Annotated in this window: 18 protein-coding genes and 1 tRNA gene; 9 read left to right on the top strand and 10 right to left on the bottom strand. The window is 62.7% G+C overall.

Features of this window, described 5'->3' with window-relative positions; all coding sequences use genetic code 11:
* Positions 1-64: 64 nt before the first annotated feature.
* Positions 65-1,054, top strand: coding sequence for a LysR family transcriptional regulator (locus tag B0G80_RS00145; RefSeq protein WP_116116446.1), 990 nt, complete (start codon positions 65-67; stop codon positions 1,052-1,054).
* 353 nt (positions 1,055-1,407) lie between these two features.
* Here B0G80_RS00145 and B0G80_RS00150 read toward each other — a convergent pair whose 3' ends face one another.
* From B0G80_RS00150 to B0G80_RS00190, 9 genes are all read right to left on the bottom strand, one after another.
* Complete coding sequence (locus B0G80_RS00150; protein ID WP_116116448.1) at positions 1,408-1,827, bottom strand: biopolymer transporter ExbD; 420 nt, start codon at positions 1,825-1,827, stop codon at positions 1,408-1,410.
* A gap of 16 nt (positions 1,828-1,843) precedes the next feature.
* Positions 1,844-2,575 (bottom strand): MotA/TolQ/ExbB proton channel family protein, encoded by a 732-nt coding sequence (locus B0G80_RS00155; RefSeq protein ID WP_106285023.1) that lies wholly within the window; start codon positions 2,573-2,575, stop codon positions 1,844-1,846.
* A 26-nt stretch (positions 2,576-2,601) separates the two neighbouring features.
* Positions 2,602-3,339, bottom strand: a complete 738-nt coding sequence (locus B0G80_RS00160) for an energy transducer TonB (RefSeq protein ID WP_116116449.1) — start codon at positions 3,337-3,339, stop codon at positions 2,602-2,604.
* Positions 3,340-3,597: 258 nt separating this feature from the next.
* Positions 3,598-3,834 (bottom strand): bacterioferritin-associated ferredoxin, encoded by a 237-nt coding sequence (locus tag B0G80_RS00165; RefSeq protein ID WP_012432441.1) that lies wholly within the window; start codon positions 3,832-3,834, stop codon positions 3,598-3,600.
* Positions 3,835-4,050: 216 nt separating this feature from the next.
* The gene (murI, locus tag B0G80_RS00170; RefSeq protein ID WP_116116451.1) at positions 4,051-4,938 is read right to left on the bottom strand and encodes a glutamate racemase; all 888 of its coding nucleotides are present in this window, start codon (positions 4,936-4,938) and stop codon (positions 4,051-4,053) included.
* A gap of 143 nt (positions 4,939-5,081) precedes the next feature.
* On the bottom strand, positions 5,082-5,561 hold the full coding sequence (gene bfr, locus B0G80_RS00175; RefSeq protein ID WP_106285020.1) for a bacterioferritin: 480 nt from the start codon (positions 5,559-5,561) through the stop codon (positions 5,082-5,084).
* A gap of 189 nt (positions 5,562-5,750) precedes the next feature.
* Positions 5,751-7,274, bottom strand: a complete 1,524-nt coding sequence (locus B0G80_RS00180) for a fumarate hydratase (protein WP_116116452.1) — start codon at positions 7,272-7,274, stop codon at positions 5,751-5,753.
* Positions 7,275-7,329: 55 nt separating this feature from the next.
* The gene (locus tag B0G80_RS00185; protein ID WP_219907300.1) at positions 7,330-7,899 is read right to left on the bottom strand and encodes a TIGR00645 family protein; all 570 of its coding nucleotides are present in this window, start codon (positions 7,897-7,899) and stop codon (positions 7,330-7,332) included.
* A 369-nt stretch (positions 7,900-8,268) separates the two neighbouring features.
* Positions 8,269-9,171 carry a DMT family transporter gene (locus tag B0G80_RS00190; RefSeq protein WP_116116454.1) on the bottom strand — a complete coding sequence of 301 codons (903 nt, stop codon included), beginning with the start codon at positions 9,169-9,171 and terminating at the stop codon, positions 8,269-8,271.
* 501 nt (positions 9,172-9,672) lie between these two features.
* Between B0G80_RS00190 and acs the strand changes: the two genes are divergently transcribed.
* The 6 genes from acs to B0G80_RS00220 all read left to right on the top strand — a co-directional run bounded on the left by acs (position 9,673) and on the right by B0G80_RS00220 (position 16,987).
* Positions 9,673-11,655 carry an acetate--CoA ligase gene (gene acs / locus B0G80_RS00195; RefSeq protein ID WP_116119453.1) on the top strand — a complete coding sequence of 661 codons (1,983 nt, stop codon included), beginning with the start codon at positions 9,673-9,675 and terminating at the stop codon, positions 11,653-11,655.
* Positions 11,656-11,802: 147 nt separating this feature from the next.
* Positions 11,803-12,183 (top strand): DUF4212 domain-containing protein, encoded by a 381-nt coding sequence (locus B0G80_RS00200; protein ID WP_181919883.1) that lies wholly within the window; start codon positions 11,803-11,805, stop codon positions 12,181-12,183.
* Between the two features lie 4 nt (positions 12,184-12,187).
* A complete protein-coding gene (locus B0G80_RS00205) occupies positions 12,188-14,206 on the top strand; it encodes a sodium:solute symporter family protein (protein ID WP_116116456.1) in 2,019 nt (672 codons plus the stop codon).
* Between the two features lie 60 nt (positions 14,207-14,266).
* A tRNA-Ser gene (locus tag B0G80_RS00210) sits at positions 14,267-14,357 on the top strand.
* A 112-nt stretch (positions 14,358-14,469) separates the two neighbouring features.
* Positions 14,470-15,603, top strand: coding sequence for an acyltransferase (locus B0G80_RS00215; RefSeq protein WP_116116458.1), 1,134 nt, complete (start codon positions 14,470-14,472; stop codon positions 15,601-15,603).
* A gap of 121 nt (positions 15,604-15,724) precedes the next feature.
* Positions 15,725-16,987 (top strand): MFS transporter, encoded by a 1,263-nt coding sequence (locus B0G80_RS00220; protein WP_116116460.1) that lies wholly within the window; start codon positions 15,725-15,727, stop codon positions 16,985-16,987.
* 18 nt (positions 16,988-17,005) lie between these two features.
* Here the strand turns inward: B0G80_RS00220 and B0G80_RS00225 are convergent, their stop codons facing one another.
* The gene (locus tag B0G80_RS00225; protein WP_116116462.1) at positions 17,006-17,917 is read right to left on the bottom strand and encodes a DMT family transporter; all 912 of its coding nucleotides are present in this window, start codon (positions 17,915-17,917) and stop codon (positions 17,006-17,008) included.
* A 125-nt stretch (positions 17,918-18,042) separates the two neighbouring features.
* On the opposite strand from B0G80_RS00225, the gene B0G80_RS00230 reads away from it, so the two are divergent.
* Together B0G80_RS00230 and B0G80_RS00235 are read left to right on the top strand one after the other, a co-directional pair.
* Positions 18,043-18,972, top strand: a complete 930-nt coding sequence (locus B0G80_RS00230; RefSeq protein WP_116116463.1) for a LysR family transcriptional regulator — start codon at positions 18,043-18,045, stop codon at positions 18,970-18,972.
* Positions 18,973-19,065: 93 nt separating this feature from the next.
* Positions 19,066-20,157, top strand: a complete 1,092-nt coding sequence (locus B0G80_RS00235; RefSeq protein ID WP_116116465.1) for an asparaginase — start codon at positions 19,066-19,068, stop codon at positions 20,155-20,157.
* Positions 20,158-20,353 lie beyond the last annotated feature (196 nt).

Genomic DNA, 20,353 nt, shown 5'->3' on the forward strand with positions numbered 1-20,353 from the left:
GGACCGTTTTCGGGGGTGCCAGCCGTCCTCACGCAATGGATTGTTCTATTACTGGAACGATGAGATGAAGATCGATTCACACAATCTGAATGACCTGATGTATTTTTCGCAGGTCGTCGAACACGGCGGTTTTTCCGCCGCCGAACGCGTGCTGGGAATTTCCAAGTCGCGCCTGTCGCGCCGGCTGACCGAACTGGAGGCGTCGCTCGGCGTGCGGCTGCTGCAGCGATCCACCCGCAAACTGGCGTTGACCGAAGCCGGTCAACTGTTCTACCAGCATTGTCAGGCGATGCTGAGCGAGGCGCAGGCGGCCGTCAACGTCGTCCAGCAACTGCGCTCGTCGCCGCGCGGCACGGTGCGCGTCAGCGTGCCGGTCACGGTTTCGCAGACCATCCTGTCGCAGATCCTGCCCGAATTCATGCATCGCTATCCGGAAGTGCGCGTGGTGATGCGCGTGACGAACCGCGTGGTCGATCTGTTCGAGGATTCGATCGACGTCGCGCTGCGTGTGCGCTCCGATCCGCCCGAAAATGCCAACATCGTCGTGCGGCCCCTGTGGCGCACGGAACAGATGCTGGTCGGCGCGCCGAGCCTGTTGCAGCAGAACGCGCCGCCGTTGCTGCCGGCCGACCTGAACGGTTTCGAAACGCTCGACGTGCCGACCGGCGACGGGCGCCACGTCTACAACCTGATCGCGCCCGACGGCACGCGTCACGCGCACGAACACGAGCCGCGCCTCGTGACCGCCGATCTGATGACGATTCGTGAAGCGGTGCTCGCCGGCGTCGGTATCGCGGCGTTGCCGGAGATGATGTACGGCGCTGCGCTGCGAGCCGGGCAATTGTCGCCGGTGATGCCGGGCTGGACCTTTCCGACGCCGCAGTTGTACGCCGTATTCGTGTCGCGCCAGGGAATGGTGCCGGCCGTGCGCGCCTTTGTCGATTATCTGGTCGAGATGCTCGATCCCGACGAGGGTAAGCACATCATGGGCGAGTGTCCGGCGCGCGAGGAAAAGGTCGTTCTTGCGCAGCCGATGTTCGCGATCGCGTCATAGCAGTTCTCACGGGCCGTGGCATCGCTTTTAGCATTTAAGCGTGGCCTGTCATGAGTACTTTCAATGGCTGTTTGCTTGATTGCGCGGGCTCACGGGCATATAGTGAAATCCCTTCGCTAAGGAGTCTCTTATGCGGAAACTCATGGCCGCTATGATAGCCGGCCTGATAGGGCTGACCGCGCTGTCCGTGTCGATCACGGCTGTCGCATGCGGTGATTCGAGTAGCTATCAATCTTCGACCGATGGCAAATGATCCCGCCGCCCGAAGGCGCCGAGTGCGCACAAAAAAGGCCTTCATCTGACGATGAAGGCCTTTTACTTTTTGGCCCTTGTTTCAAGGGCTTTTCAGCACATTACCTGCTTTTCGGCTGGGTCACGAAGCCGATCTTCGTGAGGCCGCCGGCCTGTGCGGCCGCCATCACTTGCGCCACTTTCTCGTACGGGACCTTGCGGTCCGCGTCCAGATGCAGCTCGGGTTGCGGGTTCGCTTGCGCGGCTTCCGCGATCTTCGCGCTCAGCGCGGCTTCGTCGACCTTCTTGTCGTCCCACGTGACGTTGCCGTCGGCGTCAACTGTGACCGTGACTTGCGCGGGCTTGGTGTCTTCCTTCTGACTGCTTGCGTGCGGCAGATCGATTTTCACCGCGTCACGGATCACCGGAATTGTCACCATGAAGACGATCAGGAGAACCAACATCACGTCGACGAGCGGCGTCATGTTGATTTCGTTCATCAGGCCGTCGTCATCGTCGCCGGCGAAGGGGCTCATTGCCATCGGAATGCCTCGTCGATCAGTTCGTGCGTGCGGCCAGACGCAGGCCGTCGCCGCGCTTGGACGACGACAGGCGCGCGCCCGTCACGAAGAATGCATGCAGGCCATGCGCAAAGCGGCTCAGTTTGGCGACCACGGCCTTGTTGGCGCGCGTCAGTGCGTTGTAGCCGAGCACGGCCGGAATCGCGACGAACAGGCCGAACGCGGTCATGATCAACGCTTCGCCGACCGGACCGGCGACCTGATCGATCGACGACTGACCGCTCGCCCCGATGGCCAGCAGCGCGTGATAGATGCCCCACACCGTGCCGAACAGACCGACGAACGGCGCCGTGCTGCCGATCGACGCGAGAATCGCGAGACCGCTCTGCATGCGCGCGACGCTTTCGTCCATCGTGTCTTTCAGGCAGCGCGTGACCCAGTCCGACACGTCCATGCGGTCATGCAGATGCGGCTGCGTCTGATGATGATGATCGGCCGCTTCCTGGCCCGACAGCGCCAGCGCGAGGAACGGATTGTCCTGCGGCGTCGACGAACCGGCGCCGAGCTTCTTCACGCCGTCGGCGAGATCGTCCGAATGCCAGAACGCCTGTTCGGCATTCTTCGTGAGGCGGTTCAGGCGCATCACATTCCAGCCTTTGATGACGATCACGCTCCACGACATCACCGACATGATCAACAGCGCGAGCGCGATGCCGCGCGTCACGAAATCCCCTTGCGCCCAGACGTGCGCCAGTCCGTAGTTTTGCATTGCAATTCCTTTTTTTAAAAGCTGCCTCAATCGTTCAGATTGAAGTCGTAACGCTGGGTGGTCGGGACCCGTACCGGCTGCCCGTTCTCAAGATAGGGTTGGCAGGCGCTCGCGCGCACCGCGTCGAGCGCGGCGTCGTCGAGGCGGCTAAAACCGCTGCTCTTTTTCAGAGCGACGTTTTCGAACTTGCCGGTCACGCCGACCACGAGACTCACGATCACCGCGCCAGTCTCGCCGCGGCGCCTGGACAGCGGCGGGTAATCAGGTTTGGCGATATTGCACGTGAGGTGCGATATGTCTTTGGGCGCGCTGACCTCCATCGTCTGACGGCCGATCGCCGGAGCAGCAGGCGCGGGCGGCGCAACCGGTGCGGCAGGCGCGGGCGGCGTCGGATCGGGCGCGGCGACGGGCGTGGGTGACGGCGCGGCGGCCACCGGTAGAGGCGTGGGCGTCGGTTTGGGCGTGGGAGTCGGTTTCGGTTCAACCTTGGGCTTGGTACGAACCGGTGGCGTCGGCGTGGGTGGCGGCGGCGCGATCGACTGAATCGCGACCGGCGCGGCAACCGGCGCCGGCGGCAGCAACTGCGCGGTCATGACGCGCGACTCGAGCACGGGCTGCACGGGCTCATGACGCAGGGTCATGATCACGGCAAGCAGCGCGACGTGAATCGCTGCAACCACGGCGGTTGCGGTCAGGACGCGGGAGTTCAGTCGGGCAGACGAAGCCGGCACGGCGCTGGCTGAAACGATAGGCGAGGCCGGCATGTTAACGTGGTGGCGCGCTGTCGATGCAGCGCGTCTGACAGGACATCGTCATGTTCGAAAAATCAGCAGCGAAATGAACAAAGTAGTCACGAAACCAATCAGCAATTCCATCTCGAACTCCTGTGACGGGTGAGCGGGTAGCTGGCTGGTACGAATACTGGCTTGCTGACGGCAGTGGGATAACGCTGGAACAGCGAGAACGGCATTGGGCGCGCCAGGCGCCCGAGGCGCGGAGTGAGCCGCGCCTTAAGGGCTGGCTTAGGCCGCTTTGCGTTCGTAAAACGTCAGCGGTACAGCTTGCGGGTGATGCTCGAAACCACAGCGGCTTGCACAGACGCCGCTTTTCATCATGACGTCGCGCACGGAATCGGCGCACTTGCCACAGCAGGATGCGACGCCGAGCTCGAACTGGAGCTCGTCGAACGAATCCATGCCTTCCTCGATCGAAGCACGGATCTTTCGGTCAGAAACAGACTTGCAGACACAGACAATCATGGCGGGCGTCATAGCTAACGTTAATGCGAATTATTATCATTTTGTTTGGGCCGTTTGGCAAGCGTCCTGCGTGATTTTTTGTAACAAAACCAGACTCTTAGAAGGGTTTCGTCTATGGAGCGGTGGCGCGCGTAGCTGGCGGGTGGCGCGGGAAATGGCCTAAAAAGCCGCCGAAAAAGCCGCTCAGGGCCCTGAAAAAGCGCGCTTGGGCGGCAATTATGCGGCTTGGGAATCCGGCGCTGCCGTGCGGCGTGAGGGAATTGACACCTGTTCGACCGTGGCGTCGATATGCAGCAGGGTAGCGGCCAATTGCTGCTGATGTGTGCCGTCGCCCGTGGAAAAAAAGCGGGGCAGAACGGTGGCCGCACTTTGCGGCGCCGCGCGCAAACCATGCTGGTCGAGCACGCGTTCCAACTGCCGCGCAATGGCGACGCTCGTGTCGATCAGCATCAGCCGATCGCCGACGATATCGCGAATCGCCGCGTCGAGAAACGGGTAGTGCGTGCAGCCGAGCACCAGCGTATCCGCGCCCGCGTCGAGCATGGGCTGCAAGTAGCCGCGCAGCAGCGCACGTAACTCGGCGGAGCCGATGTCGCAGCGTTCCACGGCCTGCACGAGCCCATGGCCCGGTTGGCAGAGAAAGCGGCAATCCGCGGCGTAACGTTCGAGCAGCGCCTGAAAGCGGGCGCTGCGCAGGGTCACCTGTGTGGCGAGCACGCCGGCCACACGGGTTCTGGATTGCAGCGCCGCGGGTTTGACGCCGGGTTCGACGCCGACCAAAGGAATAGGCAGCTTTTCGCGAACCATCGCGATGGACTGCGCGGTAGCCGTATTGCAGGCGACCACCAGCGCCTTCGCGCCTTGCTTGACGAGCCATTCGCCGATGGCGAGCGTGCGGTCGGCGATGAAGTCGTCGTCGCGCTCGCCGTAGGGCGCGTAGAGCGAATCGGCGACATACAGGATCGCTTCGTCAGGCAGTTGCGCCCGGACCGACCGCAACACCGACAAACCGCCCAGCCCCGAATCGAAAATGCCGACCGGTGCGCGCGATCCGGCGCCCGACGTGAACGTTCCTGTATTCGCGGAGGAGGATTCTGCGGGCATAGACGGAGAGGACGCGTGCGGCACAGCGCTCAAGGGAGACTCGGAAAAACGGCAAGGTGCGCAAGTATATCGCCCGCGCGGCGTGGGTCATCGCAAATAAGCTGAGCCATGAACGGCGCGCGGGTGGATGCGGCTTGGAACGATCAGGACTCGACCGAGCCCATTGCCGTTTGCTGGTAGTTCTGGATGCCGACCTTGTCGATCAGGTCGATTTGTGTTTCGAGCCAGTCGATGTGTTCTTCGGTGTCGTCGAGAATCTTCGTGAAGATTTCACGCGAGATGAAATCGCGCACCGATTCGCAATACGCGATTGCTTCTTTACAGGTGCTCTGGGAAATCTGTTCGAGCTTCAAATCGCATTCGAGGATTTCTTTCGTTTCCTCACCGATGAGCAATTTGTGCAGGTCTTGCAGATTCGGCAGACCGTCGAGCATGAAAATGCGTTCGATGAGCCAGTCGGCGTGCTTCATTTCACCGATCGATTCGTCGTATTCGTGCTTGCCGAGTTTCTCGAGACCCCAGTGCTTATACATCCGCGCATGCAGGAAGTACTGATTGATGGCGGTCAGTTCGTTCTTCAACTGCGAGTTGAGATATTCGATGACCTTCTTGTCGCCTTGCATGGTGTGTCCTTATAGGGGCTTTGAATTTCCCAGAACAATAAACGGCGAAACGCAAAAAGCCAAGGCAAAAAATCAGATTTTCGCCTGATTTCAGAGGGTTTTTCGCGTGATGCGTACCGTTCTCATTTCATCATAAAAAAGCCGGGGTTTGAGGCCCCGGCTTTGAATTATTCAGCGGATGTCAATAGTTCAAACCGTCGCGACCGGAATCTTGCCGATCTTTGCTTGCCATTCCTTCGGCCCGGTTTGATGAACGGAAGTGCCGTTCGAATCGACGGCCACGGTCACCGGCATGTCCTGCACGTCGAACTCGTAAATCGCTTCCATGCCGAGGTCTTCGAACGCGAGAACCTTCGCGCTGCGAATCGCCTTCGACACGAGGTACGCCGCGCCACCCACCGCCATCAGATACGCGGCCTTGTGCTTCCTGATCGCCTCGATGGCGACCGGGCCGCGTTCCGCCTTGCCGATCATCGAGATCAGGCCGGTTTGCGACAGCATCGTCTCGGTGAACTTGTCCATGCGCGTTGCCGTGGTCGGGCCTGCGGGACCGACGGCTTCGTCGCGTACCGGATCGACCGGGCCGACGTAGTAAATCACGCGGTTCGTGAAGTCGACCGGCAGCTTCTCGCCCTTCGCGAGCATATCGGCGATGCGCTTGTGAGCCGCGTCGCGGCCCGTCAGCATCTTGCCCGACAGCAGTAGCGTCTGGCCGGGCGTCCACGCAGCGACTTCTTCCGGTGTCAGCGTGTTCAGATCGACGCGCTTGCTCTTCTCGGTGTCCGGTTCCCACTGCACCTTCGGCCATGCGTCGAGCGACGGCGCTTCGAGCTTGGCAACGCCCGAACCATCCAGCGTGAAGTGAGCATGACGCGTAGCCGCGCAGTTCGGGATGATCGCGACCGGCTTGGACGCGGCGTGCGTCGGCGCGGCCATGATCTTCACGTCGAGTACGGTGGCGAGGCCGCCGAGACCTTGCGCGCCGATCCCGAGCGCGTTGACCTTCTCGTGCAATTCGACACGCAGCTCTTCGATCCAGTCCTTGGGGCCGCGTGCGAGCACGTCCTGAATGTCGATCGGATCCATCAGTGATTCTTTCGCCATCACCATCGCTTTCTCAGCGGTGCCGCCGATGCCGATGCCGAGCATGCCGGGCGGGCACCAGCCCGCGCCCATGGTCGGCACGGTCTTGAGAATCCAGTCGACGATCGAATCCGACGGATTCAGCATCGCGAACTTCGACTTGTTTTCCGAGCCGCCGCCCTTGGCCGCGACCTGCACGTCGACCGTATTGCCCGGCACGATTTCGTAGTGAATCACGGCCGGCGTGTTGTCTTTCGTGTTCTTGCGGCCACCTTCCGGCGGGCTCACGATCGACGCGCGCAGCACGTTGTCCGGGTTCAGGTAACCGCGGCGCACGCCTTCGTTGATCATGTCGGTGACGCCCATCGTCGCGCCGTCCCACCGCACGTCCATGCCGACCTTCACGAACACCGTGACGATGCCGGTGTCCTGGCAGATCGGGCGCTTGCCTTCGGCGCACATGCGGCTGTTGGTGAGAATCTGCGCGATGGCGTCTTTCGCGGCGGGGCTCTGTTCGAGCTCGTAGGCGCGGCCGAGCGCCTGGATGTAGTCGAGCGGATGGTAATAGCTGATGTACTGAAGCGAATCAGCAATGCTCTGAATCAGATCTTCCTGTTTGATGACGGTCATGGCTAGCTCAGTGGGGACGGTGGCGCTTGTTGTCGGACTCGCCGGGCAGGGCGGGTCAGTCGCGCGCCTTCAGGGGAGTGGAACCTTTAGCGGAGCCCACGGCGTGCAAAACGGCGGGCTCTTCGAAATGCTTTGGATGCGTGTGCGTGGTGAGGCGGTCGACCAGCGCCATCACGAGCGCCGAAACAAGGAACGCGACGTGGATGATCACCTGCCACATGATCGTATGCGTCGAATTCTGGTCGGGGCTGATGAAGGTTTTCAGCAGATGGATGGACGAAATGCTGATCAGCGCCATCGACAATTTGACTTTGAGGACGCCGGCGTTCACGTGATCGAGCCATTCCGGTTCGTCCGGATGACCCTCGACGCCGAGGCGCGACACGAACGTTTCATATCCGCCGATGATCACCATGATCAGCAGGTTCGAGATCATGACCACGTCGATCAGGCCGAGCACGACCAGCATGATGTTGGTTTCGTCGAGCGTCATGGAAGCCGTGACGAGATGCCAGACTTCCTTGAGGAACAGCACGACGTAGACGGCCTGGGCCACGATCAGGCCCAGATAGAGCGGCAACTGCAGCCAGCGGCTCATGAAGATGATGGAAGGGATCGGGCGCATCGGGCGGCGCTGATGGGCGAAGTCGGATCGCGGAGCGGTCATGGGCAAGAGTCAGACGAAACGCAGGTGACGGAACATGGACTAAATGCGCGGACTAAATGCACCGGCGCGGTATGTACGGTACGCGGTACAGACATGGCAGACGCGCGGCCTATACGCGGCCTGTGCGCGGCTGACCAGGCGCGCACACCCCGGAGTGGACGGCGCGACCCACGGCCGGAGAAGACCGGACAAGCTCGCATCAGGCGCGCTATTGTACAGCGCCGGGTGAATTTGCTGCGTTGCGGCGGGCAGGGTGGCGGCGCTGCGACAGGCGGCGCGCTTGACCGAGTACCTTGCGGACGGCGGCCGAGGGCTGGCGGCCGCGCCTTAAACAGTCACGACGCCACGGCCGGCCACCCGTTTAACCTTCAGGCTCGCCAGCCCGATCCCCGTGACCACGCAGGCGAGCGCGATGCCGTGCGCGAAGGTGGGCCGCTCGCCGAGAAACGCGATGCCGTAGATCGCGGCCGCCACGGGCAGCACGGCGCTGAACACGCCCGCGAGACTGCCCGGCACATGACGGATGCCCTTCATCCACAACCAGAACGAAAAGATGCTCGCCGACAGTCCGTACCACAGCACCAGCGTCCAGACGCTGAGCGGCACGGCGCGATAGTCGAAGTCGAGCAGCGCGCTCGCGCCGAGCGGCAGCATCAGCAGAAGGCCGAAGAGATGCGTGTACGCGCAGATGTCGATCGGTGCGAGCGTTTGCGTGAGACGCCGTGACAGGATGATGTAAAGCGATTCGCAGCACACCGCGCCGAGCACCATCAGGTTGCCCGCGAACGACGTTTCGCCGCCCGAACTCCGATCCACGTGCGCGAGATTGATGACAACCACGCCGATGATCGCCAGTGCGATCGACGCAAGTGCCCGACCGTTCGGCCGCTCTTTGAGGATGAGCCAGGAAAGCAGCGCGACCACTGCGGGAATCGTGCTCATGATGACGCCGGCCGCGAGCGCGCTCGTGCGTTGCACGCCGCCGAGCATCAGCAGCGTAAACCCGAAGGTGCCGAACAGGGCCTGCAGGAACAGGTTGAACCACTCGTCACGCTTCACGCGGCGCAGTCTGGACACGCGCAGAAGCGGCCACAGTACGACTATCGCGATCACGAAGCGCAGCAGCGCGAACAGAGGGACGGGGAGGAACTCGACGATCGATTTACCGATTCCGACATTGCTGCCGACCAGCAGCATCGAGGTGATGAGAAGCAGGGAGTAACGATTCAAGCTGGAATCCGGACGGCTAGTTCAGTTAGCATTGTAAGAGGCCGTGCGAGCCAGCGTAAAGTCGCGCCACGGGTATGCGAGGTTCGCACGGCGTCACGGTAGGCGGCGTGTTCGTCCGCGCTCGGTCTATGCGCGGGCTCGGATACATGATCGTCGTGGAGCGCGTAGCATGCGTTGCATCGCACTGCATTCGTCATTCGACGCTGGAGTCACAGGAGCGGCGTTAGGGTTTTCGCTGGCTATCCGGCGCGTTGCGCGTAAGTGGCTGGTAAGTTGCAGCGCATATGTTTGAGCGTGAGGGCGGAACGTCGTCTGACATGCATTCATGCTGCGGTGCCGCATGAGTCATCGGTGCAGACGGACGGCCCGTGGCGCAATGATCGGCGATCGGCGCGCGAGGGTTGGAGACAGCGCCGCTCGTTGCGGCGTCAACAAGACAGAGGGCGCGCCAGAGGCGCGCCGGCACAGGTTTTACGTTTCATCTTCACCAAGGGGTTGTCGATGTCTGCGATTGAATCGGTTCTTCACGAACGCCGTGTTTTCCCTCCCTCCGCTGAAGCAGCGGCAGGTGCCGCGATCTCCGGCATGGACGCGTACCGCGCGTTGGCCGCCGAGGCGGAACGCGATTACGAAGGTTTCTGGGGACGCCTCGCTCGCGAGACGCTAAGCTGGAACACGCCCTTCACCAAAGTGCTCGACGAATCGAACGCGCCGTTCTACACGTGGTTCGAGGACGGCCAGATCAACGCGTCGTATAACAGCATCGACCGTCACGTCGAGGCCGGCAACGGCGAGCGCGTCGCGATCATTTTCGAAGCCGACGACGGCACCGTTACCAACGTCACGTATCTGGATCTGCTGCAACGCGTATCGCGCTTCGCGAACGCGCTGAAGAAGCGCGGCGTGAAGAAGGGCGACCGTGTGGTGATCTATATGCCGATGTCGATCGAAGGCATTGTCGCGATGCAGGCATGCGCGCGGATCGGCGCGACGCATTCGGTAGTGTTCGGCGGCTTCTCGTCGAAGTCGCTCAACGAACGGCTGGTGGACGTGGGCGCGGTCGCGCTCGTCACCTCCGACGAACAGATGCGCGGCGGCAAAGCCTTGCCGCTGAAGAACATCGCCGACGAAGCGCTGGCAATGGGCGGTTGCGAAGCGGTCACAAGCGTGATCGTCTATCAGCGCACCGGCGGCAAGGTCGCATGGAACGAAGGCCGCGATCTGTGGATGCACGAACTCGCGCAGGCCGAATCGGATCAATGCGCGCCCGAATGGGTCGGCGCCGAGCATCCGTTGTTCATCCTGTACACGTCCGGTTCGACGGGCAAGCCGAAGGGCGTGCAGCACAGCACCGGCGGTTATCTGCTGTGGGCCGCGCAGACGCTGAAGTGGACCTTCGACTGGAAGGCGTCCGACGTGTTCTGGTGTACCGCTGACATCGGCTGGATTACCGGCCATAGCTACATCACGTATGGTCCGTTGACGCTCGGCGGCACGCAGGTCGTGTTCGAAGGCGTGCCGACGTATCCGAACGCCGGCCGCTTCTGGGACATGATCGCGAGGCACAAGGTCTCGCTGTTCTACACTGCGCCGACCGCGATCCGTTCGCTGATCAAGGCCGCTGACGCCGACGAGAAAGTGCATCCGAAGAGCTACGACCTGTCCACGTTGCGGATCATCGGCACGGTCGGCGAGCCGATCAACCCCGAAGCGTGGATCTGGTATTACGAGAACGTCGGCGGCAGCCGTTGTCCGATCGTCGATACGTGGTGGCAAACCGAAACCGGCGGCCACATGATCACGCCGCTGCCGGGCGCGACACCCTTGGTGCCGGGTTCATGCACCTTGCCGCTGCCGGGCATCATGGCCGCGGTCGTCGACGAAACCGGCCAGGACGTGCCGAACGGGCAGGGCGGAATTCTGGTGGTGAAGCGTCCGTGGCCGTCCATGTTGCGTAACGTGTGGGGCGATCCGGACCGCTACAAGAAGAGCTACTTCCCCGAGGAACTCGGCGGCAAGCTGTACCTTGCGGGCGACGGGGCGGTGCGTGACAAGGACACGGGCTACTTCACGATCATGGGCCGTATCGACGACGTGCTCAACGTGTCGGGCCACCGGCTCGGCACGATGGAGATCGAGTCGGCGCTGGTGTCGAACCCGCTCGTCGCGGAAGCCGCCGTGGTGGGGCGCCCCGACGCGACGACCGGGGAAGCCGTGTGCGCGTTCGTCGTGCTGAAGCGCGCGCGTCCGGATGGCGAGGAAGCGGTGAAGCTCGCCAACGAACTGCGCAACTGGGTCGGCAAGGAGATCGGTCCGATCGCCAAGCCGAAGGACATCCGCTTCGGCGAGAACCTGCCGAAGACGCGTTCGGGCAAGATCATGCGCCGCCTGTTGCGCTCGCTCGCGAAGGGCGAGGAAATCACGCAAGACGTATCGACGCTGGAGAACCCCGCCATTCTCGATCAACTCGGCGAGTCGCTTTAAGCTTGCATGGGTCTGTGTGAAGGGCAAGGGTGTGTCGACGACACACCTTTGGTCCCACGCAGATTGCCAGTCATGAAGCCACGCTGTTGAAGCCACTGGGCGGACAATCCCGATTGCCTGGCCGGTGGCTTTTTGATACATAGGCGCATGGCCGCGCCGCATCACTCCTCTCATGCCACGCTCAATCCCTTGCCCGAACCGCCCGCGGTCTCGGCAGCGATGGCGCGCGCGCATCAAAAGTATTGGCGCTTCAACCTCGCATTGATCGCGACGTTGATGACCTTAGGCTTCATCGTGTCGTTCGTGTTGCCGCTGATGGCGCCCGCTCTCGCGCAGGTGCGGGTCGGCGGCTTCAGGTTGCCGTTCTACTTCGGCGCGCAGGGCGCGATCCTGATCTATCTGGCGCTCATCGTCGTGTATATCGTGCTGATGCAACGTGCCGACCGCCAGTTGAAACGCGCCTTTGACGCGGACGCCAGCGCTAGCGCTAGCGTCGGCGCCGACGCTTCAGTCGCGCGCGGAAACTGAGCCGATGAATCTCACGAACCGGCTGATCTCCTCCTACGCCCTTTACACGCTCGGCTTCCTGCTTTTCATCTATGTGATGTGGCGCATCGAGCGCACCACCGGCCCCGGCGTGTGGATCGGCTATGTGTTCCTGTTCGTGCCGATCGCGGTCTATGCGGTGATCGGCCTGCTGTCGCGCACGTCCGATCTGGTCGAATACTATGTGGCCGGGCGGCGCGTGCCGTCCGCCTTCAACGGCATGGCGACGGCGGCCGACTGGCTTTCAGCGGCCTCGTTCATCGGCCTCGCCGGGTCGATCTATGCGACCGGATATGACGGTCTCGCGTATCTGATGGGTTGGACCGGCGGCTATTGTCTCGTCGCGTTCCTGCTCGCGCCGTATGTGCGCAAGCTCGCGCGCTACACGATTCCCGATTTTCTCGGCACGCGTTTTTCGAGCAACGCCGTGCGCGGCCTTGCCGCGCTGGCGGCGATTCTGTGTTCGTTCGTTTATCTGGTCGCGCAGATCCAGGGCGTCGGACTGATTGCGACGCGCTTTATCGGCGTGGATTTCGCCGTCGGCATCTTCTGCGGACTGGCGGGCATTCTGGTGTGTTCGTTTCTTGGCGGCATGCGCGCCGTGACGTGGACGCAGGTCGCGCAGTACATCATCCTGATCGCGGCGATCCTGATTCCCGTGTCGATGATCGCGCACAAGGACGGCCTTGGCTGGGTGCCGCAATTCAACTACGGCCGCTTGATGGAGCGTGTCGAAGGCCTCGAGAAGCAGGTGCGCGACGCGCCGCTCGAGCAGACCGTGCGTGACGATTATCGCCGCCGTGCCGCGCTGATGCAGATGCGGCTCGACACCTTGCCGCAATCGTTCGTCGACGAGAAACTGCGTCTCACGCAGGAAGTCGCCGATCTACGCCGCCATAACGGCCCGCTGCGCGAGATCAAGGAGCGCGAGCGGGCGCTCGAACAGTTTCCACGCGATGCCGCCGCCGCACAGATCGTCTGGACCCAGCGACGCGATGAAATGCTGATGCGCGCGGCCGCGCCGGTGCCGATGCATGAGCCGTTCCCCGCCGTGAGTGATGAAGATCGGCGCATTCACGAACGCAATTTTCTTTCGCTGCTGCTGTGCCTGTCGCTCGGCACGGCGAGCTTGCCGCATATTCTGACGCGCTATAACACGACGACCTCGGTGGCCTCGGCGCGACGCTCGGTCGGATGGACGCTGTTCTTCGTCGCGCTGTTCTATCTGACGGTGCCGGCGTTGGCGGTGCTGATCAAGTACGAGATATTGACCAACCTGGTCGGCCATCACTTCTCCGATTTGCCGCAGTGGCTCATGCAATGGCGCAAGGTGGAGCCGAGCCTGATCAGTCTTGCCGATACGAACGGCGACGGCATTGTGCGCTGGAGCGAGATTCAGATGCAGCCTGACATGGTCGTGCTTGCCGCGCCGGAGATTGCGGGGCTGCCGTATGTGATGTCGGGGCTGATCGCGGCGGGCGCGCTGGCCGCGGCGCTCTCCACCGCGGACGGTTTGCTGCTCACCATCGCCAATGCCTTGTCGCACGATGTGTACTACCACATGGTCGATCCGAATGCGTCGAGTCAGCGGCGCGTGACGATCTCGAAGATTCTGTTGCTGGGGGTGGCGCTGTTCGCGTCGTATGTGGCGTCGCTGAATACGGGGAACATTCTGTTTCTGGTGGGCGCGGCGTTTTCGCTGGCGGCTTCGAGTCTGTTTCCGGTGCTGGTGCTGGGCGTGTTCTGGAAGCGCACCACGCGGCTCGGCGCGGTGGCGGGCATGGTGGCGGGGCTGGTGGTGTGCATCTATTACATTGTCTCCACGTACCCGTTCTTCACGCAGATGACGGGTTTCGCCGGCGCGCGGTGGTTCGGGATCGAGCCGATCAGCTCAGGCGTATTCGGCGTGCCGGCGGGGTTTCTGGTGGCGATCGGCGTGAGCCTGATCGACCGGAAACCGGACGCTTACACGCGGGCGCTGGTGGACTATATCCGGCATCCTTAGGCCGGTTCGCGCATGGGTATGGCGCGGCGCGCGAAGTTTGCTATAATTCGGCTCCCCGCCGGAGAGATGGATGAGCGGTTTAAGTCGCACGCCTGGAAAGCGTGTATAGGTTAATAACCTATCCGGGGTTCGAATCCCCGTCTCTCCGCCAGGACCGAATGATAAGCCGTTGAATCCCCAAGGATTCAACGGCTTTTTGTTTTCTCGCCAGCCTTGCTGGCATCTCGCCGCCGCAAACATTCCGTAATCTGTAGAATGCGCGGATGGAGACACATAGCATCCGAGACGCAAGCTCTTTGCGCTACGTGACCGGCCTCGATGGACTCCGAGCCATCTCGATGATGCTGGTCGTTCTATTCCACTACACGAGCTATTTTTCCAGCAGCCTCTCAGAGTCGGGTGGCGCATGGTCCGGCATCGTGCGTATCGCGTCGACCGGCTGGATAGGCGTGGACGTGTTTTTCGTGATCTCGGGCTTTCTCATCACCACGACGCTATTGAGGCGGCCCGTCAATTCAGTCGCGTCCTACGCAAAATTCATCCAGCGCCGGGCCATCCGGTTGCTGCCGGCCTACGTCGCGAGCCTGCTGATATTCACGCTTGTCGCGCTGCTGATCGACCCGCATAGCAAGGTGTTGAAAAACGAGTACCTGCTATGGACATTCACGGCCAGTCTGCAGTCGCTGTTCGGCGATCGGGTCGCGCTGGCCGATCAACATTTCACCATGGCGCATTTCTGGACGCTGGCCGTGGAATGGCATTTCTATATCGTCTTCCCGATTCTCGTCGCCCGTTTCCATTCGTACTTTCGCCCGGCCTTGGCGCTCCTGCTGGTGGCGATATCGTTCAGAGTGGCGTGCCATTTTGCCGGAATTTCCGACAACGGCATCTATACTTTCACGCTTTGCCGGATCGACTCGATTGCAGTAGGCTGCCTGCTGGCGCTCGTGCCTTCCCACCTTCGTTCCAGGCAGTCCGCAGCGGCAGGCGCACTCGGTGCGGCGATGTTCATGGCGATCTGGATTGCGTTGGCATGTTCAAATGTCCCGTTCAAAACCCTGGCGTGGCTTCAGACGTTCGGATATACGCTGCTAGCCGTGTCAGTCGCATTGATGATTTACCGGGTCATCCATTCCTCTCCGCGTTCGCCGATCGTGCGTGCGCTGGAATTCAAGCCGCTTGCGTCAATAGGGCGCGCGAGCTATAGCCTGTACATCTGGCACGTGCCTTTTTATCCCGCCATTGCGCTGCTGGCGCAACGCAATTTCGCGGACATCCGGCTTGCGTATTTGGTCGCGGTAGCGGCCGGCGTCGTGGTGACGGCGGCGCTCGGCGGCCTCTCGTATCTGCTCGTCGAATCCCGATTCACCCGGGCGCGTCCGCCGGTTCTCGCCTGAAGGCGCCGAGCCGTTTTGTCACTGCCGGCGACGCGCGCCGCGCAAGGCCGTAAACCAAAACAAATCATCTTGCTCTAAACTGGCGGCCGTCCAAGCCCGCCCAGTCAACAGCACGAACACCATGCCTCCAGCGCCCGCCGAACCGCCCGGCTCTTCATCCGTTAGCTTGCCGAAACACCCCGCCTTTCAACGTTTCTGGTGCACTCGCATCCTCTCGTCGCTGTCGTTCCAGATGCTCGCGGTGGCAATGGGCTGGCACATTTACGCGCTCACGCATAGCGCCTTCGCACTCGGCCTCGTCGGCCTCGCGCAATTTCTGCCGATGTTCGTGCTGACGCTCGTCGTCGGCCAGGTCGCCGACCGTTACGACCGCCGCCGTATCGCGGCCATCTGCCAAAGCCTCGAAAGCGTCGCAGCGTTGTTATTCGCTGTCGGCACCTTCGGCGGCTGGATCAGCGCACCCATGATTTATGTGCTGGCCGCATGCGTTGGCGCGGCGCGCGCCTTCGAATCGCCAGCGGTGGCTTCGCTGTTGCCGGGCGTCGTGCCGCGCGGGCAGTTGCCCAAAGCGACGGCATGGGCCACTTCGGCGAATCAGACTGCGCAGATCGCGGGCCCGGCGTTGGGTGGTCTGCTCTACGGCATCGGCCCCGGCGCGGCCTATCTCGCCTGCACGCTGTCGTTCGCGGCGGCGGCCGCAGCCGTGTCGGGCATCTCGCTACAGGCGAAGCCGGCAAACCGCGCACCCGTCACGCTTGAATCGGTGTTCTCGGGCATTGCCTTCATTCGCCGCGAACCGGTGATTCTCGGCGCGTTGTCGCTCGATCTGTTCGCCGTGCTGTTCGGCGGTGCGACCGCGCTGTTGCCGATCTTCGCGCGCGATATCCTGCACACGGGGCCGCTCGGACTCGGCCTGTTGCGTTCGGGCACCGCCATGGGCGCCCTCGCGGGCACTATCTGGCTCGCGCATTTCCCGCTGCGCAACCGGCCGGGCGCGGCGATGTTCGGCGGCGTGATCGCGTTCGGCGCGGCCACGGTCGTATTCGGTCTATCGCATCAATTTCTCGCGTCGCTCGTCGCGCTGATGGTGCTCGGCGCCTCCGACACCATCAGCGTGGTCGTGCGTCTGTCGCTCGTGCAACTGCGCACACCGGAAGAAATGCTGGGACGCGTCAGCGCGGTCAACTCGCTTTTCATCGGGACGTCGAATCAATTGGGCGAGTTTGAATCCGGTGTGACGGCGGGGTGGTGGGGCGCGCAACCGGCCGTGCTGGTGGGCGGCGTGGCGACCATCGCGGTCGCTTTGCTCTGGATGCGCTTCTTCCCGGAACTCAGGCGCACGCGCTCGCTGGAGCGCGAAGAGGACCTGGCGCCGAGCCGTTGACCGACGCAACACCCTGCTTCAGGCCTGCGCGGCGCTCACGCGCAGCGCGGTCCATCGCACCGTCGCCAGAATCGATGCCGCGACGATCAATGCCCCGCCGACCCACGCGGTCACCGAAATTCGCTCGCCCAACCAGATGCAGGCAAACAATGCCCCGAACGCCGGTTCGCTGCCCATCAGCAGTGAGACGCGCGTCGGGCTGCTGCGCTTGATCGCGAAGTTCTGCGCGAAGAACGCGAAGAGCGTGCACGCGATCACCAGATAGCCGACATAGCCCCAGAACGCCGCATGATCCGCAATCGAGGGCACGGGTTGCCACTGCTGCGGCGCGAACAGCCAGGCGGCCGCGGCGCTGCCGAATGCCACCACGCCAGACTGAACCGCTGTCACCGACAGTGCCGGCAGCGCCGAATCGCGCATCACGCGTTTGGTCACACACACCGTCAACGCGCGCAACAGCGCGGCAAGCAGAATCAGCGCGTCGCCGGGATTGAGGCTCAGTTCACCGTCGCCGGCGAGCAGCCATGCGCCTAGCAGCGAAAGCCCCACTGCCAGCCATTCGACGCGGCTCGGCTTGCGCTTGAGCAGCAACCATTCGACGAGCGGCGTCAACACCACGCACAAGCTGATCAGAAACGCGGCGTTGGCCGCGCGCGTCATCAGGATGCCGAAGGTTTCGCAGAGAAAGATGCCGAGCAGCAGCGCGCCGGCGACCAGCACGCCGCGCAGTGTGCGGGCGTCGGCCGCGCGCAGGTGGCGCAGGGCAGGCGACAGGATCACGAAGGTGATGCCGAAGCGCAGCGCGAGCAAACCGAGCACCGGATAAAACACCAGTGCGCTTTTGACGACGCCGTAACTGGTGCCCCACACGACGGCGACGGCGAGCAGCATCAGATCGGACAACATGAGCAGGCGTTCTTGTTTCGACATAGACGACCTCGAGCTAATAAGGCCGTATTGTCGAACTTTGCGCCACGCGTGATAATCGGGTCACGGCGCACAGCATTTGTGTCGAAAACGCATCAATGCATGACCACACTCACGGACCCGGAACGATGACCCCAAGCGAGCTTTTCGCCTTGCTGCCGGACATGGCGGTTTTTGCGCGCGTCGTCGACGCCGGCAACTTCTCGGTGGCGGCGCGGCAACTCGGCAGCACGCCGTCGACGGTCAGCCGTCAGATCAAGCGGCTCGAAGACGCGCTGGCGAGCCGGTTGCTGGAGCGTTCCACGCGCACGGTGCGGGTGACGGAATCGGGCGCTCAGGTGGTGCGATTCTGTCGCGACATGGTGAGCGCCGCGTCGGGTGCGGTCGACGCCGCCGGGCAATTGGCGGGCAGGCCGCAAGGCAAGGTGAGTGTGAGCGCGCCGACCCAGTTCGCGAGGTCGGTGATCCACCCGCTGATTGCCGGCTTCTTGCGCGCTTACGACGAAGTGGATCTGCAACTCCTGTTCACTGATCACGACGTCGACCCGCTCGCCGACGATGTCGATCTGGTGATCCGCCTGACCGAGCATCCGCCGCAGGGACTCGCGGGGCGCCGGCTGGGCGCGGTGCGCTGGCTGCTGGTGGCGACGCCGGCGTATTTGCGTGAGCGCGGCACACCGGCGCAGCCACGCGATCTGCAGAAGCACGCCTGCATTTACCTCGGCGAGACCGCCGACGACAACCGCTGGCGCTTTCGTCGCGGCACGGAGACACAGAGCGTCGACGTGAAGGGTCGCTACATCGCCAATCATGCCGGCGCGCGACTCGAAGCCGCGCTGCAGAACTTTGGCATAGCGTGTGTACCGGAATTTGCAGCCGCTGAATCGCTGCACAGCGGCGCACTTGTGCAGGTGCTGCCCGACTGGAATCTCGAAGCGCGCGCCTACGTGGGCTCGGTGTGGCTGCTGTATCCACCGAATCGTTTCTTGCCGCCGAAAGTGAGGGCATTGATCGACTACCTCGTCGAGCATCTTCACGACACGCTCGATACCGCATGAGAACCACCGCGCGCGTGACGAAAGTGGAGTTGCGCACGCAATTCATGATTCAATGCAGTCCCAGTGATTCGATCGATGACGAGGAGAACCAGCATGAGCACGCGCGAAACCGGGCCGATTGCGGCGACTGTCTACCGTGGCGCTTCGATTGAGAACACGCATGTGGCGCACGTCGCGGTGGTCGATGCGAGCGGCCGCCTATTGGCGTCGTTTGGCGATCCGTCACGCGTGACGCTGGCTCGTTCCGCGGCGAAGCCCGCGCAAGCGTTGGCGGTGTTGGAGACCGGCGCACTGGAGCGTTTCGGTTTCGACGAAGCCGACCTTGCGTTGATGTGCGCCTCGCACAGTAGCGAAGCGCGCCACATCGAACGCACGCGCCGGATGCTGGCCAAGGCGCAGGCGAGCGAAGCCGATTTGCGCTGCGGCGGCCATCCACCGTTATCCGACGCCGTCTACATCGACTGGCTCAAACGCGACTTCAAGCCGGGCGGCGTGTGCAGCAACTGCTCCGGCAAACACGCGGGCATGCTGGCCGGCGCGCAATCGATCGGCGCATCGATGGAGGGGTACGAACGACCCGATCATCCGATGCAGGTGCGCGTAAAACACACGGTCGCAGACGTCTGCGATCTACCCGACGAAGCGGTGCAATGGGCGACAGACGGCTGCAATCTACCGACACCGGCTTTTCCGCTCGATCGCCTTGCACGCCTGTTCGGGAAACTGGCCGCCGCACAAGACGACGTATCGTCGAACGCACGCTCCGTCACAGCGCGCACGACGGCGCTCGCCCGAATCTACCGCGCGATGACAACGTATTCCGAATGGGTAGCGGGCGAGGGCCGTTTCTGCACGCAACTGATGCGGGCTTTTGACGGCGCGCTGGTCGGCAAGGTCGGCGCGGACGGCAGCTACGCGATAGGCGTCCGTGCATCGGAGCAGACAAAGAAGGCAGGGGCGCAAGGCGCGCTGGGCCTCGCGATAAAAATCGAGGATGGTAACGTCGGCGTACTGTACGCGATAGCCGCGGAAGTACTCGCGTTACTAGACATTGGAACGCAGGAGCAGCGAGCGAAACTCGCGGCGTTCCACGCCCCGAAGATGTTGAACACAATGGGCATCCAAACGAGCCGAATAACATACTCGGTCACACTCAACCGCGCACCGAACGCCGCCGCTCGCTGAACGACCGCATCGGCGCGCGCAGCGCCGCCGGAAGAATGACGCCCTTGTCACTGAGGCGGAATGTGCGAGAGCACAGATTCCAGATGCACCACTACCGCGGCTGCGCGGGGGACCCGCTTATGGGCTGGCGGTGTAAAGCCGCTTTCTTTGCCTACTTTCTTTGCGGCAGGCAAAGAAAGTAGGTGCCGCCCCGCAC

Origin of the sequence: Paraburkholderia sp. BL6669N2 (genome assembly GCF_003387275.1) — a bacterium.
In the GTDB taxonomy this organism is placed as follows: Bacteria; Pseudomonadota; Gammaproteobacteria; order Burkholderiales; family Burkholderiaceae; genus Paraburkholderia.

What these genes read in the sequence shown, in the direction of transcription:
- B0G80_RS00185 (WP_219907300.1), bottom strand. Translation starts at nt 7,899, where the DNA reads ATGCGCCCGATCCCTTCCATCATCTTCATGAGCCGCTGGCTGCAGTTG.
- B0G80_RS00145 (WP_116116446.1), top strand. Translation starts at nt 65, where the DNA reads ATGAAGATCGATTCACACAATCTGAATGACCTGATGTATTTTTCGCAG.
- bfr (WP_106285020.1), bottom strand. Translation starts at nt 5,561, where the DNA reads ATGCAAGGCGACAAGAAGGTCATCGAATATCTCAACTCGCAGTTGAAG.
- B0G80_RS00230 (WP_116116463.1), top strand. Translation starts at nt 18,043, where the DNA reads ATGACCCCAAGCGAGCTTTTCGCCTTGCTGCCGGACATGGCGGTTTTT.
- B0G80_RS00155 (WP_106285023.1), bottom strand. Translation starts at nt 2,575, where the DNA reads ATGCAAAACTACGGACTGGCGCACGTCTGGGCGCAAGGGGATTTCGTG.
- B0G80_RS00200 (WP_181919883.1), top strand. Translation starts at nt 11,803, where the DNA reads ATGGCCGCGCCGCATCACTCCTCTCATGCCACGCTCAATCCCTTGCCC.
- B0G80_RS00160 (WP_116116449.1), bottom strand. Translation starts at nt 3,339, where the DNA reads ATGCCGGCCTCGCCTATCGTTTCAGCCAGCGCCGTGCCGGCTTCGTCT.
- B0G80_RS00165 (WP_012432441.1), bottom strand. Translation starts at nt 3,834, where the DNA reads ATGATTGTCTGTGTCTGCAAGTCTGTTTCTGACCGAAAGATCCGTGCT.
- B0G80_RS00205 (WP_116116456.1), top strand. Translation starts at nt 12,188, where the DNA reads ATGAATCTCACGAACCGGCTGATCTCCTCCTACGCCCTTTACACGCTC.
- B0G80_RS00235 (WP_116116465.1), top strand. Translation starts at nt 19,066, where the DNA reads ATGAGCACGCGCGAAACCGGGCCGATTGCGGCGACTGTCTACCGTGGC.
- acs (WP_116119453.1), top strand. Translation starts at nt 9,673, where the DNA reads ATGTCTGCGATTGAATCGGTTCTTCACGAACGCCGTGTTTTCCCTCCC.
- B0G80_RS00150 (WP_116116448.1), bottom strand. Translation starts at nt 1,827, where the DNA reads ATGGCAATGAGCCCCTTCGCCGGCGACGATGACGACGGCCTGATGAAC.
- murI (WP_116116451.1), bottom strand. Translation starts at nt 4,938, where the DNA reads ATGCCCGCAGAATCCTCCTCCGCGAATACAGGAACGTTCACGTCGGGC.
- B0G80_RS00180 (WP_116116452.1), bottom strand. Translation starts at nt 7,274, where the DNA reads ATGACCGTCATCAAACAGGAAGATCTGATTCAGAGCATTGCTGATTCG.
- B0G80_RS00215 (WP_116116458.1), top strand. Translation starts at nt 14,470, where the DNA reads ATGGAGACACATAGCATCCGAGACGCAAGCTCTTTGCGCTACGTGACC.
- B0G80_RS00225 (WP_116116462.1), bottom strand. Translation starts at nt 17,917, where the DNA reads ATGTCGAAACAAGAACGCCTGCTCATGTTGTCCGATCTGATGCTGCTC.
- B0G80_RS00220 (WP_116116460.1), top strand. Translation starts at nt 15,725, where the DNA reads ATGCCTCCAGCGCCCGCCGAACCGCCCGGCTCTTCATCCGTTAGCTTG.